This window comes from Metabacillus sp. KJ11-3, from assembly GCF_055808295.1.
The window spans coordinates 2,506,345-2,522,045 of the sequence record NZ_CM147865.1; the positions used below are offsets into that span (position 1 = coordinate 2,506,345).

The 15,701-nt window shown below is 35.9% G+C and carries 19 protein-coding genes; all 19 read right to left on the reverse strand.

Annotated features, from left to right (window positions below; translation table 11 throughout):
* Window positions 1-67: 67 nt before the first annotated feature.
* Complete coding sequence (gene topA / locus AC0L8O_RS12755) at window positions 68-2,143, reverse strand: type I DNA topoisomerase (RefSeq protein WP_473448438.1); 2,076 nt, start codon at window positions 2,141-2,143, stop codon at window positions 68-70.
* Window positions 2,144-2,420: 277 nt separating this feature from the next.
* Entirely contained in the window at window positions 2,421-3,329 is a 909-nt protein-coding gene (dprA, locus tag AC0L8O_RS12760) for a DNA-processing protein DprA (RefSeq protein WP_473448441.1), read from the reverse strand.
* A 65-nt stretch (window positions 3,330-3,394) separates the two neighbouring features.
* The gene (gene sucD / locus AC0L8O_RS12765; protein WP_026559365.1) at window positions 3,395-4,297 is read right to left on the reverse strand and encodes a succinate--CoA ligase subunit alpha; all 903 of its coding nucleotides are present in this window, start codon (window positions 4,295-4,297) and stop codon (window positions 3,395-3,397) included.
* 18 nt (window positions 4,298-4,315) lie between these two features.
* Window positions 4,316-5,476, reverse strand: coding sequence for an ADP-forming succinate--CoA ligase subunit beta (sucC, locus tag AC0L8O_RS12770; RefSeq protein WP_473448444.1), 1,161 nt, complete (start codon window positions 5,474-5,476; stop codon window positions 4,316-4,318).
* Window positions 5,477-5,709: 233 nt separating this feature from the next.
* Complete coding sequence (locus tag AC0L8O_RS12775) at window positions 5,710-5,952, reverse strand: EscU/YscU/HrcU family type III secretion system export apparatus switch protein (protein ID WP_473448446.1); 243 nt, start codon at window positions 5,950-5,952, stop codon at window positions 5,710-5,712.
* 39 nt (window positions 5,953-5,991) lie between these two features.
* Window positions 5,992-6,120, reverse strand: coding sequence for a hypothetical protein (locus AC0L8O_RS12780; RefSeq protein WP_473448449.1), 129 nt, complete (start codon window positions 6,118-6,120; stop codon window positions 5,992-5,994).
* Between the two features lie 86 nt (window positions 6,121-6,206).
* Window positions 6,207-7,244, reverse strand: coding sequence for a hypothetical protein (locus tag AC0L8O_RS12785; protein ID WP_473448451.1), 1,038 nt, complete (start codon window positions 7,242-7,244; stop codon window positions 6,207-6,209).
* An 18-nt stretch (window positions 7,245-7,262) separates the two neighbouring features.
* A complete protein-coding gene (locus AC0L8O_RS12790) occupies window positions 7,263-8,033 on the reverse strand; it encodes a ribonuclease HII (RefSeq protein ID WP_473448452.1) in 771 nt (256 codons plus the stop codon).
* A 124-nt stretch (window positions 8,034-8,157) separates the two neighbouring features.
* Window positions 8,158-9,018, reverse strand: coding sequence for a ribosome biogenesis GTPase YlqF (gene ylqF / locus AC0L8O_RS12795; RefSeq protein WP_473448454.1), 861 nt, complete (start codon window positions 9,016-9,018; stop codon window positions 8,158-8,160).
* Window positions 9,019-9,037: 19 nt separating this feature from the next.
* Complete coding sequence (gene lepB / locus AC0L8O_RS12800) at window positions 9,038-9,589, reverse strand: signal peptidase I (protein ID WP_473448457.1); 552 nt, start codon at window positions 9,587-9,589, stop codon at window positions 9,038-9,040.
* A gap of 226 nt (window positions 9,590-9,815) precedes the next feature.
* Entirely contained in the window at window positions 9,816-10,160 is a 345-nt protein-coding gene (gene rplS, locus AC0L8O_RS12805) for a 50S ribosomal protein L19 (RefSeq protein ID WP_473448460.1), read from the reverse strand.
* A gap of 137 nt (window positions 10,161-10,297) precedes the next feature.
* Window positions 10,298-11,032 (reverse strand): tRNA (guanosine(37)-N1)-methyltransferase TrmD, encoded by a 735-nt coding sequence (gene trmD, locus AC0L8O_RS12810; RefSeq protein WP_473448463.1) that lies wholly within the window; start codon window positions 11,030-11,032, stop codon window positions 10,298-10,300.
* Window positions 11,032-11,553 (reverse strand): ribosome maturation factor RimM, encoded by a 522-nt coding sequence (rimM, locus tag AC0L8O_RS12815; protein ID WP_473448466.1) that lies wholly within the window; start codon window positions 11,551-11,553, stop codon window positions 11,032-11,034. The genes trmD and rimM overlap by 1 nt, the downstream gene beginning before the upstream one ends.
* Window positions 11,554-11,558: 5 nt before the next feature.
* On the reverse strand, window positions 11,559-11,939 hold the full coding sequence (locus AC0L8O_RS12820) for a YlqD family protein (protein WP_473448468.1): 381 nt from the start codon (window positions 11,937-11,939) through the stop codon (window positions 11,559-11,561).
* 176 nt (window positions 11,940-12,115) lie between these two features.
* Window positions 12,116-12,346 carry a KH domain-containing protein gene (locus AC0L8O_RS12825; protein ID WP_216773142.1) on the reverse strand — a complete coding sequence of 77 codons (231 nt, stop codon included), beginning with the start codon at window positions 12,344-12,346 and terminating at the stop codon, window positions 12,116-12,118.
* 11 nt (window positions 12,347-12,357) lie between these two features.
* Window positions 12,358-12,630, reverse strand: a complete 273-nt coding sequence (rpsP, locus tag AC0L8O_RS12830; RefSeq protein ID WP_078434369.1) for a 30S ribosomal protein S16 — start codon at window positions 12,628-12,630, stop codon at window positions 12,358-12,360.
* Window positions 12,631-12,801: 171 nt separating this feature from the next.
* Complete coding sequence (gene ffh, locus AC0L8O_RS12835; protein WP_473448471.1) at window positions 12,802-14,145, reverse strand: signal recognition particle protein; 1,344 nt, start codon at window positions 14,143-14,145, stop codon at window positions 12,802-12,804.
* Between the two features lie 12 nt (window positions 14,146-14,157).
* Window positions 14,158-14,490: a putative DNA-binding protein gene (locus AC0L8O_RS12840; protein WP_026559379.1), complete on the reverse strand. Its 333-nt coding sequence runs from the start codon at window positions 14,488-14,490 to the stop codon at window positions 14,158-14,160.
* Window positions 14,491-14,707: 217 nt separating this feature from the next.
* Window positions 14,708-15,676, reverse strand: a complete 969-nt coding sequence (gene ftsY / locus AC0L8O_RS12845) for a signal recognition particle-docking protein FtsY (RefSeq protein ID WP_473448864.1) — start codon at window positions 15,674-15,676, stop codon at window positions 14,708-14,710.
* Window positions 15,677-15,701: the final 25 nt, after the last annotated feature.

The following is a 15,701-nucleotide window of genomic DNA, read 5'->3' on the forward strand; positions in this document are numbered from 1 at the left end:
ATAGCAATAAATATTATTATCCGTCATTCCTTTTTTTCTTAAAAAAGGTGAGCGTCATTCCGCTCACCTATTGTTGTTGTTCCTCTTTATAGTCACATTCCATACATTGTACTTGAATGCCTTTTTTCAGTTTTTTCTCAACGAGCATTTTACTACATTTTGGACAATTTCTTGCAATTGGTTTATCCCATGAGAGGAATTCGCATTCAGGGTATTGATTACACCCATAGAATATTCTGCGTTTTTTTGATTTTCTCTCAACTATCGTACCTTCTTCACAGTTCGGACATTTTACTCCAATTTCTTTAACGATCGGTTTTGTATTACGACAATCCGGAAAGTTTGAACAGGCCATAAACTTTCCAAATCTGCCCATTTTAAAGACCATTGGGTGACCACATTCCTCACAATCAACCCCAGCAGGCTCATCTTTTATTTCAATTTTCTCCATTTCATTTTCAGCCTTTTCGAGTCTTGGAGAAAAGTCTTTATAGAAATTATCGATGATCTTAATCCATTGAATATGTCCATCTTCAACTTCATCAAGGCTGTTTTCCATATTAGCAGTGAATTCAACATTGATAATTTCAGGGAAAAACTCTCTGATCAACTCCAACACAATTTCGCCTAATTCCGTTGGAATAAACCTCTTATTATCTAATGTTACATACCCTCTTTTTTGAATTGTATCTAGTGTAGGTGCGTATGTGGATGGTCTGCCTATCCCAAGCTCTTCTAACGTTTTTACAAGTCTTGCTTCAGTATATCGAGGCGGTGGCTGAGTAAAATGCTGGGAAGGCTCAATATCTTTAGAATAAATTTCATCCCCTTCCTTTAACTCCGGAAGTAGTCGATCCTTTTCCACTTTTTGATCATCAGTTCCCTCAACATACACTTTCATAAATCCAGGAAATTTAATTTTTGATCCATTCGCTCGGAACAATACTCCATTGTTAACTAAATCAACGCTCATTGTATCGAGTATCGCTGGAGCCATTTGACTGGAAACAAACCGTTCCCAGATTAATTTGTACAATCTTAATTGATCCCTACTTAAAAATTCTTTTATGCTGGAAGGATCGCGTAATGTTGAGGTTGGACGGATCGCTTCATGAGCATCTTGAGCATTCGTGTTCTTTTTAGCAGACTTAGTGTTAGTACCTAAAAACTCTTGACCATATTTTTCTGTAATATAATGTGATGCTTCATTCTGCGCTGTCTCGGAAATTCTAGTTGAGTCGGTTCTCATATAGGTAATTAAACCAACTGTTCCTTCTTTTCCTAAATCAATTCCCTCATAAAGTTGCTGAGCAATCATCATTGTTTTCTTTGCTCTGAAGTTTAATTTTCGGGCTGCCTCTTGTTGTAAAGTAGATGTTGTAAACGGAACTGCAGGGTTTCGTTTTCGTTCTTTTTTTGTTACTTTTTCAACTGTAAATTTGTTCTCTTTTATAATTTCCAGAACTTCTTTTACTTCTGATTCTGTATTTAAAGCTTTTTTCTCGCCATTTATTCCGTAAAAAGATGCTTCAAATTCTTTTTGCCCTTTTAAAAATTGACCTTCAATAGACCAATATTCTTCAGGTACAAATGCTTTGATTTCATTTTCCCTATCAATAATCAGTCTTACTGCTACTGATTGAACACGACCAGCACTTAAACCTTTTTTAACTTTTTTCCATAAAATAGGGCTTATCTTGTACCCAACCAACCGATCTAGGACACGTCTTGCTTGTTGTGCATCAACTAAATCCATATTTATAGAACGAGGATGCTTAAAGGATTCTTTAATCGCGTCCTTAGTAATTTCATTGAACACAACACGACAATCAGAATTAATGTCTACATCAAGACTATGAGCTAAATGCCACGCAATCGCTTCCCCTTCGCGATCCGGGTCAGCCGCTAAATAGACTTTCTTCGCTTTTTTTGCTGCTGTCTTTAATTCTTTTAGTACAGAGCCTTTTCCTCTGATTGTAATGTATTTCGGCTCAAAATTATGTTCAACATCTACGCCAATTTGACTCTTTGGCAGATCTCGAACATGTCCCATTGAGGCCTTTACTTTATACTTTTTCCCTAAATAACGCTCAATTGTTTTTGCCTTAGCAGGTGATTCTACAATCACTAAATAATCCGACATGCCTGGTATCCTCCTTAAGAGGTATTCTCTCTTTAGTATTTCTTTTTCATTTTTTAAGATGTTATCTGTTATATAAATAAACGAAGCATATTCAATACGTGAGTAAAGATTTTAATTTTGCTCTCACTTAATGCATGGAGCGTTTTAAAATGCTAATCCTATACTGAAATCTCCACTATTATTAAATATTCCTATAAGGTTTGTCAAACATATTAGAAATAAATTACCCTAATCATATACCAATTCTTAAAGAAAAAACATGAATATTTTAACTAAATTAACATTTTTTTCGGTCCTTTGATTCATTTATTAACAACTTTATCCCAGGAAATTCTTCTATAATATGTGAAGCATCCTGTACAAGCTTTGCACCGTTTTGAATTAATTCATTTGTTCCTCCGCAGTATTCATCAAAAATAGAACCTGGAACAGCGAATACTTCACGATTTTGATCAAGTGCCTGTTGGGCTGTAATGAGTGATCCGCTTTTCTTCTGAGCTTGTATAATAATCGTGCCCTTGGAAAGACCACTAATCAATCTATTTCTCATTGGAAAATGCCATTTTTGAGGTGGAGTAGATGGAGGATGTTCTGAAAGAATGAGATGTGAGGACATGATCTGTTCTGCCAGAGGTTGATTTTGTTTAGGATATAAATGATAAATACCTCCAGCTATTACAGCAATGGTTTTACCTTTTTGATTAATAGAAAGTGTATGTGCCAATGCATCGATTCCTTTTGCCAGTCCACTTACAATCACCCAATTATTTACGATCAATGGTTTTATTATATATTCCAGTGCAAATCTACCATATTGGCTCGGGTTCCTTGTACCTACAACACCAATGCTTTGTGCTGAATGAGATAGTTCAATATCACCTTTGTAAAACAAAAATGGTGGTGGATCAGAAATCTCTTTTAATAAAGGTGGGTATGCCTGGTCATAGAGAGAGAGAAACATGATGTTATCTTTCTTATATTGTTGTTCGAGAGCTAAGAATGACAGAGAATGATATTCATTTTTTATAGCTTGAATTTTTTCCTTTTTTAACTGAAAGTAAGATTCCCATTCATGGTCTTTCAAATGAAAAAAGAGCTTGAGCGTAGGGTCTACACTCATAATTTTACGAAGTAACTGCTGACTTACTCCCTTACAATGAGCTAATAAAAACAATTCTTTATTCATATTTCCCTCCAATTTTGCATGACAAATAGGAACAGGTAAAAAACCTGTTCCTACTATTAAATTTATTAATGCGTTTTACATTTTTCAAGTAAACCTTGATCCTTTAATACTGAAATAAGGGTTTCTCCCATAACAGATGGAGTATCAGCCACTTTAATTCCACAAGCATTCATTGTTTTAATTTTTTCTTCAGCAGTACCTTTACCACCTGAAATGATTGCACCTGCGTGACCCATGCGTTTTCCTGGAGGTGCTGTTTGACCGCCTATGAACCCTACAACAGGTTTTGTCATATTCGCTTTTACCCATTCAGCCGCTTCTTCTTCAGCTGTACCACCAATTTCTCCAATCATAATGACAGCGTATGTGTCTTCATCTTCGTTGAAAGCTTTAAGGACATCAATAAAGTTTGTACCGTTAACAGGGTCCCCGCCGATTCCTACAGCAGTTGATTGACCAATACCGGCTTGTGATAATTGATGAACTGCTTCATACGTTAAAGTACCGGAGCGAGATACAACGCCAACATGTCCTTTTTTATGAATATATCCAGGCATAATACCAATTTTGCACTCTTCAGGAGTAATAACCCCCGGACAGTTTGGCCCTACAAGGCGAGTTTTCTTTCCTTCCATGTAGCGCTTCACTTTTACCATATCCATTACAGGAATATGTTCTGTAATACAAATGACCAAATCTAATTCTGCATCTACACCTTCCATAATCGCATCTGCAGCGAATGGAGCAGGCACGTAGATAACAGATGCATTTGCACCAGTCGTTTGTACTGCTTCTTGAACTGTATTAAATACAGGCACCCCTTCTACCTCTGTACCACCTTTACCAGGTGTTACACCTCCAACAATATTTGTTCCATACTCCAACATTTGCTTTGTATGGAATAACGCTGTTGAACCAGTGATACCTTGTACAATAACTTTTGTATCTTTATTAATAAATACACTCATGTTTGTCCCCTGCCTTTCTTACTTCACTAATGAAACGATTTTTTGTGCGCCGTCAGCCATAGACTCTGCAGAAGTAATATTTAAACCGGATTCATCTAAAATTTTCTTACCTAATTCAACGTTTGTACCTTCAAGGCGTACAACAAGAGGAATTTCTAAGCCAACCTGTTTAGTCGCTTCTACTACACCTTCAGCTATTACATCGCATTTCATGATTCCGCCAAAGATGTTAACGAAAATTCCTTTTACATTTTGATCAGAAAGAATAATTTTGAAAGCTTCAGTTACTTTTTCTGCAGTAGCACCGCCCCCAACATCCAGGAAGTTTGCAGGTTCGCCGCCATAGTACTTAATAATATCCATTGTAGACATAGCAAGACCGGCACCGTTTACCATACAGCCAATATTACCGTCTAAAGAAATATAACTTAAGTCATATTTAGAAGCTTCAATTTCTTTTGGATCTTCTTCTTCAAGATCACGATATTCTACGATATCTTTATGGCGATATAATGCATTTGAATCAAAATTCAATTTTGCATCTAGTGCCATAACCTTTCCATCACCAGTTATCACTAAAGGATTAATCTCTGCGATGGAACAATCTTTTTCAACGAATACTTGATATAGCCCCATCATAAACTTAACAGCTTGACCAACTAATTCCTTTGGAATATTAATATTGAATGCAATTCTTCTAGCTTGATAGCCTTGTAGACCAACAGCAGGGTCAATAACCTCTTTAAAGATCTTCTCCGGTGTTTGTTCTGCTACTTCCTCAATTTCTGTTCCACCCTCTTCAGAAGCCATTAAAACGACACGAGAAGTAGCGCGGTCCAATACAAGACCTATATAATATTCTTTCTTAATATCACAGCCTTCTTCAATAAGGAGACGTTTTACTTCCTTACCTTCAGGACCTGTTTGATGTGTAACAAGTGTTTTTCCTAGAATTTCTTCTGCATATGTACGTGCTTCGTCAAGGTTTTTCGCAACTTTTACCCCGCCTGCTTTACCGCGTCCACCTGCATGGATTTGCGCTTTTACCACTACTACATCTGTTCCAAGTTCTTTTGCAGCTTCAACTGCTTCATCTACTGAAAAAGCAACTCGTCCATTAGGTACAGAAACTCCGTATTTGCGAAGGAGTTCTTTTCCTTGGTACTCATGGATATTCATTTGCCATCCTCCTAACCAATTTGCATAAAAATTAGACTGCGCTTTCATTTTATATAATAGTTCGAACCTTGTCTACAATTACACACAAAATAGTAAAATTCAAGTTAATTTTTATTTTTTAAGTATAAAAGAAAATATAAATTTTCACAGACTTTTTACCTAGATAAAACAAAGAACCTATAAGTATGAGAGAATCAGCGAGTCACTCTCATACTATAGGTCTATTAGAGAAATTATTCGTTCTTTTCTATTATTTCTTTCTCTAAGTGATACACAAAAGCAAATATTTCTGCCACAGCCTCATATAATTCTTCGGGAATTTGCTGGTGTATCTCAAGTTTTGATAAAAGCTCTACAAGGGCCTTATCCTCTTGTACGTGAATATCTTTATATTTGGCTTTCTCTAGTATTTGTTCTGCAACAAATCCACTACCTTTTGCAATTACCTTAGGTGCCTTGCTCATTTTCTTTATCAAATCTTAATGCAACCGCCTTTTTTACAGTATCTTTATTCATCATATCTTCACATCAACTCCTGTATAAGGAACAAAACCACTTGTTATGCTAACTTGCTCTTTATGATGAGATTGGTTTGCTACTGTATCAAATGATTTAACATGAATAGCAGATAATTTATAGTCCATTTCATTTAAGAGCCCTTTTAGTCCTTCAGAGTGACTGGATATGATAGGTTTTATATTTTCAAAATTATTTGTGATGCTAATCGTGATCACTCTGTTTTGAATTTGTACATCAACCACCATTTCTTTAAGAATAGGTAGCTGTAAATAAAAAGAATGCGGCAAAATGATGGGTCAATTTTTCCATTTTCTTGTTTTTTTCCATGCCATTGTATGGTTAAATCAGAATTACCCAATGGAAACAAAGGAACTTGTGTGATCATCTGAGTTGTAGGACCTAAATCTTGTTGAAGTAATGTTTGACCGTTCAATCGTTGGATAAGTGAATCAATCTGATCTTTGACCTTTGCAAGTCCTTCACCTTCTTTACTAACAACCAATAGCATATCCCTTAGCGCTTGTATCTCATTTGTAATATCTTTTATTGTCAAGCGATTCTCTCTGCCTAACTCAAGTTGCTTTACAGAGAGGAAGTCTTCCGAATTTTGCATGAGGCTTACTAATGATTGTTTTAATTGTGTAACTGTACTTGATGGCTGATCCAATTCCTGCAATGAATGAAATAAAGTATCAATTTGGTTTGCTAATGAGACATTGGATTGTGTTTGCATGAGGGACTTTATCACATTTTCTGTTAATGGATATTCTTGTTTAATTGCGTATTTTACTGCTTCTACAAAAGCTGATACATCTCCTTTGGGTGTATTCTTCAGCAGTTCTATAGCATTTAGTAGTTGTTCCTTGGTGAATGGAATGTGTTCTTTTGCTAATGCATCTGTTAATACTATATTTTCTTTGGATGTTTTTTGCTGAAACATTGAAAGCAAATCTTTTGCTACTGACTGGTGTGTCAATTGATTTACCTGCTTCATGATTTTTAATTGTAATCCCTGTTGTTCAGATCCTTCCACACGGAACCAGTAGCGATCTAAAGAATTTATTGAAGCTTCAAGCTGAGCAACTAACTTTGATTGTCCTATTTGAATTAGAGCTTTTTGATCAGGAAAGAGTTTAAGTACTTGCCCTTGAACTACTTGATTATTAGTTAATGTCAACTTATTTGTTGACATATTCATTTGTGCAATAGAATCATTAAGAAATCCTTTGATTGCTGAATATTGAATCATTTTCTTTCTCCCCTTAACTCAAGGACTTTGAAGCTCTTTAATTGGTGCGAAGCTTTTTCGATGGTGCTCAGTAACTCCATGAACATTTATAGCCTCTAAATGTTGTCTTGTCCCATATCCCATATGTTGAGCAAATCCATACTCAGGATATTGATTCGCAATGTTTCCCATTAATCGATCTCGAGTAACTTTTGCAATGACTGAACTTGCTGCAATTGAAATACTTTGAGAATCACCCTTGATAATTGATGTTTGTGGAATCTGAACATTAAGTTTCATAGCATCTAATAGTAAATAAGTCGGTGTTTTCGAAAGATTTTCAATTGCCTTTGACATTGCAAGCTTCGTTGCTTCATAAATATTAATTTCATCAATAATTGATGGAGAAACGATTCCAACACCTATTGCTTCAGCCTGTTCATGAATCATGTCATAAAAGCGTTCCCTCATCAATGCTGTGAGTTTTTTAGAATCTGTTAATCCAGGAATATAGCAATCCTCTTTTAGAATAACAGCCGCTGCTACAACTGGTCCTGCCAACGGTCCACGGCCAACCTCATCAATACCTGCTATAAGATGAAATCCATTCTTTTTAGCTTCTCTCTCAAAGCGTAGCATGCTATAAAACTGACTTTGTAGTTTACTCTGCTGCTCATATTGTTTGAACCACTTTTCAACTAATTGCTGTACTCCTTTTCTATGATCAGACTGACACTCAACTAGAAATGGATCAGCTTCATTTGTTATTGAAGAAAGCTTTTGTTTAATTTCATTAATCGTTAATTGCATGTCTTGTTTCTCCCTATTACGCATATTGTCTGTTTTTGTATGTACGTTTTATAAATATATATCTATTATATCGGCACATAATATAATAAATAAAGACCCGCATCATGAGCGAGTCATTTGAGTATTATTCTTTTCTAAAATCTGCAGGTGTTTCAAAGGATAACCTTCCTAATTTATCTGTTCGAATTTCTCTTAAAATGAGCTCAGACGTTTTATCATAATCAATATACCCGCCTGACATCATACAACCACGCTTTTTACCGATTTCATCGAAAAGTAAAACAATTTCATCAGAAAGATCTTCTAAATGAAACCGTTCAATCAGTCTATTTGGATAATGTTCTTTTAAAAATGTTAATGCAAATACAGTTATGTCCTGTAAGTTCAAGATAGCATCTTTTATTGCGCCTGTAGTTGCAAGCTTTTGACCTACAAGCTGATCCTCAAATTTAGGCCATAGTATTCCCGGTGTATCCAAGAGCTCTAGCTCGTTCCCTACCTTTACCCATTGTTGGGCAGTTGTGACACCAGGTCGATCTCCAGTTTTTGCTATATTTTTCTTTGCAAGTCTGTTAATCAATGTAGATTTACCTACATTAGGAATCCCAATGATTAAAGCACGTATCGCACGAGGCTTAATTCCCTTGGCAGCCATTTTATCAAATTTATCCTTTAATAGAAGCTTTGATAAAGAAGTAATTTGCTTTAATCCTGTACCGGATTGAGCGTCAATTGCAATTGCAGGAATATTCAGTTCTTTAAAATATTCAATCCACTGTTTTGTAATTGCTTCATCCGCCTTATCAGCTTTATTCAATAACACAATCCTTGGTTTGGATGAAACAATATCATCAATCATTGGATTTCTAGATGACATTGGAATTCTTGCATCAACAAGCTCAAAGACAATATCAATTAATTTAAGCTTTTCGGTAACTTGTCTTCTTGCTTTAGCCATATGTCCTGGAAACCATTGTATTGTCATAATTACACCTTCTTTTTTCTTACTCGACGAGACGAATTTGTGAGAATGGCCAATAGACTAAACTCGTTTTCCCCATTACCTCTTCAATTGGTATCGTTCCTATATGTCTACTATCTTTACTTTGCCGTCTGTTATCACCCATAACAAACAGATAGCCTTGGGGTACCGTAGATTCCCCTGTAATGCTTTCTAAATCAAAAGGCTCTGTTAAAGGACCATCTATGAGTTCAGTTTTATATTCATCAAGATATGGTTCTTCATATTTTTCACCATTTATATACAGCGTATCATTTTTATATTCAACATGATCGCCTGGTAAGCCAATTACTCGTTTAATATAATCCTTATCAACCGTAGCATGGAAAACAACGATATCAAAACGTTCAGGTTCACCTATTTTATATAAAAACTTATTCACAATCATTCTATCTTGTGTATGTAGTGTTGGCATCATTGAATAACCATCAACTACAATAGGTGCAAAAAAGAAGGATCTTATGATTGCCGCTAAGATGACAGCGATAGCTAAAGCTTTTATCCACTCTAGGACTTCATTTTTCTTTTTTGTCATATCTTCACCTGCTTCTAGCAATCATTATGTCCACTGTTTGTTTCTTGATATACACGTATTATTAATTGACTTTTATTATTATTATTTCTATGTAACAGTTTTTAAAAAATAGTTAAGGAATGACAGTATTATTGAAAAAGGAGCTTGTTAAGCAACAAGCTCCTTTTCAACTATACGGACAGTATACTGACCCATATATGTTAGGCTTAGGGTAAACTAAGCTGTCTTATCGAATTTCTTTAATACGCGCAGCTTTACCACGTAATTGACGTAGGTAGTAAAGTTTTGCACGGCGAACTTTACCGCGGCGAATAACTTCTAGCTTCGCGATCTTTGGTGTGTGTACAGGGAAAGTACGTTCAACACCTACACCGTAAGAGATCTTACGAACAGTAAATGTTTCGCTAATTCCACCACCACGACGCTTAATCACAACACCTTCAAATACCTGAATACGTTCACGAGTACCCTCAACGATACTAACGTGTACACGTACAGTATCACCAGGACGGAAAGAAGGTAAATCAGATTTTAATTGCTCTTTTGTGATTTCTTCAATTAGTTTTTGCATCGTTTTCAACTCCTTCCAACAGATGCTCATTCCAATATTTATAGATTGCAGCGGAACATCGTTTTAAAAGACTTGCATATTATACATCAGCAAGTCACGAGATTTATCATACCATATCACTACATTGGGTGCAATAGCTAGATTCCATTTTGCCATTTTTTAATGATCGCTTTTTGTTTTTCTGTCAACGGGTATTTTTCTAATAGGTCCGGACGACGTTCAAAGGTTCTTTTTAGAGATTGCTCCTCACGCCACTCAGCGATTAATTTGTGATTTCCTGATAAAAGTACTTCCGGCACTTTGAGGCCTCTAAAATCAGCCGGTCTTGTGTAATGGGGGTGCTCTAGTAAGCCGGAACTATAAGAATCTAAAATAGGAGAGTCCTCGTTTCCCAGTACACCTGGAAGGAGCCGGACAATACTATCTGTTATGACCATTGATGCGAGCTCTCCTCCCGTTAAGACAAAGTCACCTATAGAAATCTCATCTGTCACAAGATGTTCTCTAATCCTCTCGTCGTAGCCTTCATAATGTCCACAAACAAAAAGTAGGTGATCCTCTCTAGCTAATTGTTCTGCTTTTGCTTGTGTAAACCTTTCACCTTGAGGGCAAACCAATATTACCTTAGGCTTTGAGTTATGCTGTTTACGTATGTCCTCTACAGCATCAAAAATAGGTTGTGGAGTTAATACCATCCCAGCTCCCCCGCCATAAGGATAATCATCAACATTTTGATGTTTATTTGATGAATATTCACGAAAATTAATCACATTAAATGTAACAGCTTCTTTTTCTTGAGCTTTTTTAAGAATAGATTCATTTAATACTCCATGAAACATCTCTGGAAACAAAGTTAGAAAATCAATCTTCATTAATCAAGTAACCCTTCCATTGGTGTGATAATGATCTTCTTTTCATCAATGTTGATTTCTTTTACAATTTCATCTATGTAAGGTACAAGCAAGTCTTTTCCTGCTTTTCTTTGAATAACCCAAACATCATTTGCACCTGTTGCCAGAATTTCACGTATTGTTCCGATTTCTTCCCCGCTATCTGAATACATCTTACACCCTATAATTTCATGGAAGTAATATTCACCTTCTTCAAGCTCAGATAATTGAGATTCTGATACTTTTATTAAAGATCCTTTAAAAGGTTCAACATCCTGAATAGAGTGTAATCCCTCAAACGTTAATAGGTCGAAGTTTTTATGTACACGGTGAGAGTCAACAATGACTTCTATCGGATTAGTTGATCCTTCCTTGAAAATATATAAAGTATTTCCAGGCTCATATCTTTCTTCAGCAAAATCTGTTTTTGAAATAACGCGTACTTCTCCTCTAATACCATGTGTATTGACTATTTTCCCAACATTAAACCATTTTTCAGCCACATTTATCACCTCAGGCGTATTTGATCGACTATACCATCTTTTATAACAATGCTCTTTTCTTTCATTAGTTCATCCCAATTGTCACCAACATTTAAATCAATTATAGCATCTACTTCTTTTTCTTTTATTTCACTTCCAATTGGCAATGTATGTACCTGTTCTAATTGAAACTCTACTAGCTTGATTTTTTCACGCCGTTTATCTATTTCTTTTAAAAATTGTGTCGAAAGCTGCTTACTTGTTTTCTCCACCTTTTTATATTCAAAATACAGTTGATCACATTCTTGTTCGATCAACTTTTTTCGTGAAGAAAATTCTTTTATTAATGATTGCTTACTAGTTTCTGTTATCATTTGTTTAACAGTCACGCGGTGGAGTATCTTCATTATTGTTCCTCCCCTTTTAAAGCTTAATACTACTAAAGTATAAGCACTCACCAACTTTTATTAAATGTTGTAAAGTATTTGAAAAACTAAGGCATTTGCCAAGTCCTCATGGCGAAAGCCTTAGTTTTCTAATTTCTGATAGTACAAAAAAAGGGGAGGAACCTCCTCACCCTTTTTTAGTCGTTAATCTCTAGTTGGATTCGTTTAGATGAATTAGATCCCGCTGCATAAACAACAGTTCGAATGGCTTTTGCGATCCTTCCTTGTTTACCGATCACTTTACCGATATCGTCCTTATGAACAGAAAGTCGGAATATCATTTGATGCCCCTCTTCATGTTCAGTGATCTCAATCTGATCTGGCTTATCAACAAGCGGCCTCACAATTGCTTCGATTAACTCTTTCATCCCAACAGTCATTACTTGCTGTTTTTAGCGTTATGGAATTTTTCCATAATGCCTTCGTTAGAGAACAAGTTACGAACTGTATCAGATGGTTTTGCACCATTTGACATCCATTTTAGTGCTAATTCTTCATTGATTTTTACTTCTGCTGGTTGAGCAACTGGGTTGTAAGTTCCTACAACTTCAATGAAACGTCCATCACGTGGTGAACGAGAATCTGCTACTACGATACGATAAAAAGGAGATTTTTTTGCTCCCATACGTTTTAAACGAATTTTAACTGCCATTTTATAAAGCACCTCCGAAAATGTTTCAACAAGATAGTATATTATCAAATAAGTTATATGATGTAAAGGTTTTTTTCTTGTCAGTTTTAAAAAACCTCTAAAAACAGTGTAAATTACTACATTTTTGTACAAAAATCAGCTTTCGTTTCAGTAGATTTCAAAATTAATTCATTACATAAATGGAAATTTAAATCCACCTTTTTTCTTACCTTTTGTCATGCTTGTCATTTGCTTCATCATTTTTTTCATATCTTCAAATTGCTTTAATAAACGGTTCACTTCTTGAACAGTCGTACCGCTACCTTTTGCAATTCGCTTTTTACGTGAAGCATTCATCATTTCAGGATTGGACTTTTCAGCCTTCGTCATTGATTTAATAATAGCCTCTACATGACTTATTTGCTTTTCATCAACCTGTAGGTTTTTTAATCCCTTCACCTTGTTTGCACCAGGCAACATGCCAATAAGATCCTCTAAAGGTCCCATATTGCGAACTTGTCCCAATTGTTCAAGAAAGTCATCAAATGTAAAAGATGCTGTACGCATTTTTTGTTCTAGTTCTTTTGCTTTTTCTGCATCAACATTTGTTTGAGCCTTTTCGATGAGTGTTAACACATCACCCATCCCTAAAATTCTAGATGCCATACGTTCAGGATGAAACGCTTCAAGAGCATCCAGCTTTTCTCCTAGACCAACAAACTTAATTGGTGTATTCGTTACAGAGCGAATCGATAATGCAGCACCGCCACGTGTATCACCGTCAAGTTTTGTTAAAACAACACCGGTTAATCCAAGCTGTTCATTGAAACTTTTAGCAACGTTAACTGCATCTTGTCCAGTCATTGCGTCAACAACAAGGAAAATTTCATCAGGCTTGGCAATTTCTTTTACCTGTTCAAGCTCTTCCATTAGATTTTCATCTATATGAAGTCGACCAGCTGTATCAATGATCACATAGTCATGATGCTCTTGCTTTGCATGCTCTAATGCTTTTGTTGCAATTTCAACTGGACTTACTTGATCTCCCAAGGAAAATACAGACATATCTAATTGTTTTCCTAGAGTTTGCAGCTGCTTAATAGCAGCTGGTCGATAAATATCTGCCGCAACAAGCAATGGATTTCGATTATGTTTCTTTCTTAAGAGATTTGCCAGCTTACCGGTAGTTGTTGTTTTACCTGCACCTTGTAAACCAACCATCATAATAACTGTCGGTGGGCGATTTGATACCGCAATCTTACTTTGCTCTCCACCCATTAATTCGGTTAGCTCATCTTTAACTACTTTAATGACCTGTTGTCCAGGAGTTAAGCTTTTCATAACTTCTTGACCAACAGCACGCTCACTTACGCGCTTAATAAACTCCTTTACGACCTTGAAGTTAACATCTGCTTCTAAAAGGGCAAGGCGCACTTCGCGCATCATTTCCTTTACATCCGCTTCGGTTACTTTTCCTTTGCCGCGAATTTTGGCCATTGTATTCTGCAGTCGGTCGGCTAATCCTTCAAATGCCATAAATGCCGCCTCCTAATCTAATTTCTCAAGTTCTTGAAGCAAGACTTCATACTGATTATGATTTGCCACTTCAGCAGAAAACTCACGCAGTTTTGTCATGATTTTCTGTCGCTCTTGAAACTTTTGAAATAATACTAGCTTTTCCTCATATTGCTCCAACATTGCTTCAGTTCGCTTAATGTTATCGTAAACAGCTTGTCTACTAACACTGTACTCTTCCGCAATTTCACCAAGGGAGTAATCATCTAGATAGTATAAGGACATATAGCTCTTCTGCTTAGGGGTTAACAGTGATTGATAAAAATCAAATAAATATGTTAACCTCGTTGTTTTTTCAAGCATCATGCCTTTTCACCCCTTTGTTAAGTGAATTACCTTTACAACATATAAGTCTACATACGAAGCATTTTCTTGTCAAGTATATAAAGGCATATAGTAGAAAAACTTGGCTTTTTGCCAAATCCTAATAGCTAAGTCCTAGTTTCTTAAACGATATCCATAACATTTCTATCCTTTCTACGTATAAAAAAGCTAACCAAGATAAGGTTAGCTTAATAAGAATTTATTCTTTTTCTTGTTCCTCAATAATACCTGAGAACAGACCGTACACATATTGCTCAGTATGAAACTCTTGTAAATCATCCATCTTTTCACCTAAACCAACAAATTTCACTGGTATATCCAGTTCACCTTTAATAGCCAATACAATACCACCCTTAGCTGTACCGTCTAATTTAGTAAGAACAATACCTGAAACATCTGTTGCTTGTGAAAATTGTTTTGCTTGTGTCATCGCGTTTTGACCTGTTGTTGCATCCAATACAAGTAATACTTCATGCGGTGCTCCAGGGATCTCACGTTCTATCACACGTTTTACCTTTTCAAGCTCCTTCATCAAGTTTACTTTGTTTTGAAGACGCCCGGCTGTATCACATAATAAAACATCTACTTGTCTAGCTTTAGCAGCTTGGACGGCATCATACATAACAGCAGCAGGATCTGAGCCTTCCGATTGTTTGATTACATCTACGCCAACTCTTTCTCCCCATACTTCTAGCTGTTCAATTGCTCCGGCCCTAAATGTATCTCCAGCTGCTAAAAGAACTGAATTGCCCTCACTTTTTAATTTATGAGCTAATTTTCCAATTGTAGTTGTTTTTCCAACACCATTAACACCTACGAATAAAATAACATTTAGTCTGCCTTTTTCCAGGTTTAATTTGTTAATAGGTTCGTCTACACTGTCACCTTCATAAATGTCAATAAGTTTTTCAGAGATGACAGCTTGGACATCCTTTGTATCTTGGATGTTGCGTCGCTTCACTTCCATTTTCAACTCATCAATTAAATCCATAACAGTTGCGACACCCACATCTGCACTAATTAAAAGCTCTTCAAGTTCCTCGAAAAAATCTTCATTTACTTTTCGATATTTCGCCACTAAATCATTCATTTTACCAGCAAAAGAATCTCGGGTTTTTGTTAAGCCCTCTTTAAATTTTACAGTTACAGCATCTGTTTGTTGAGTGATTTTTTCTTTTAATTTCTTAAAAAAC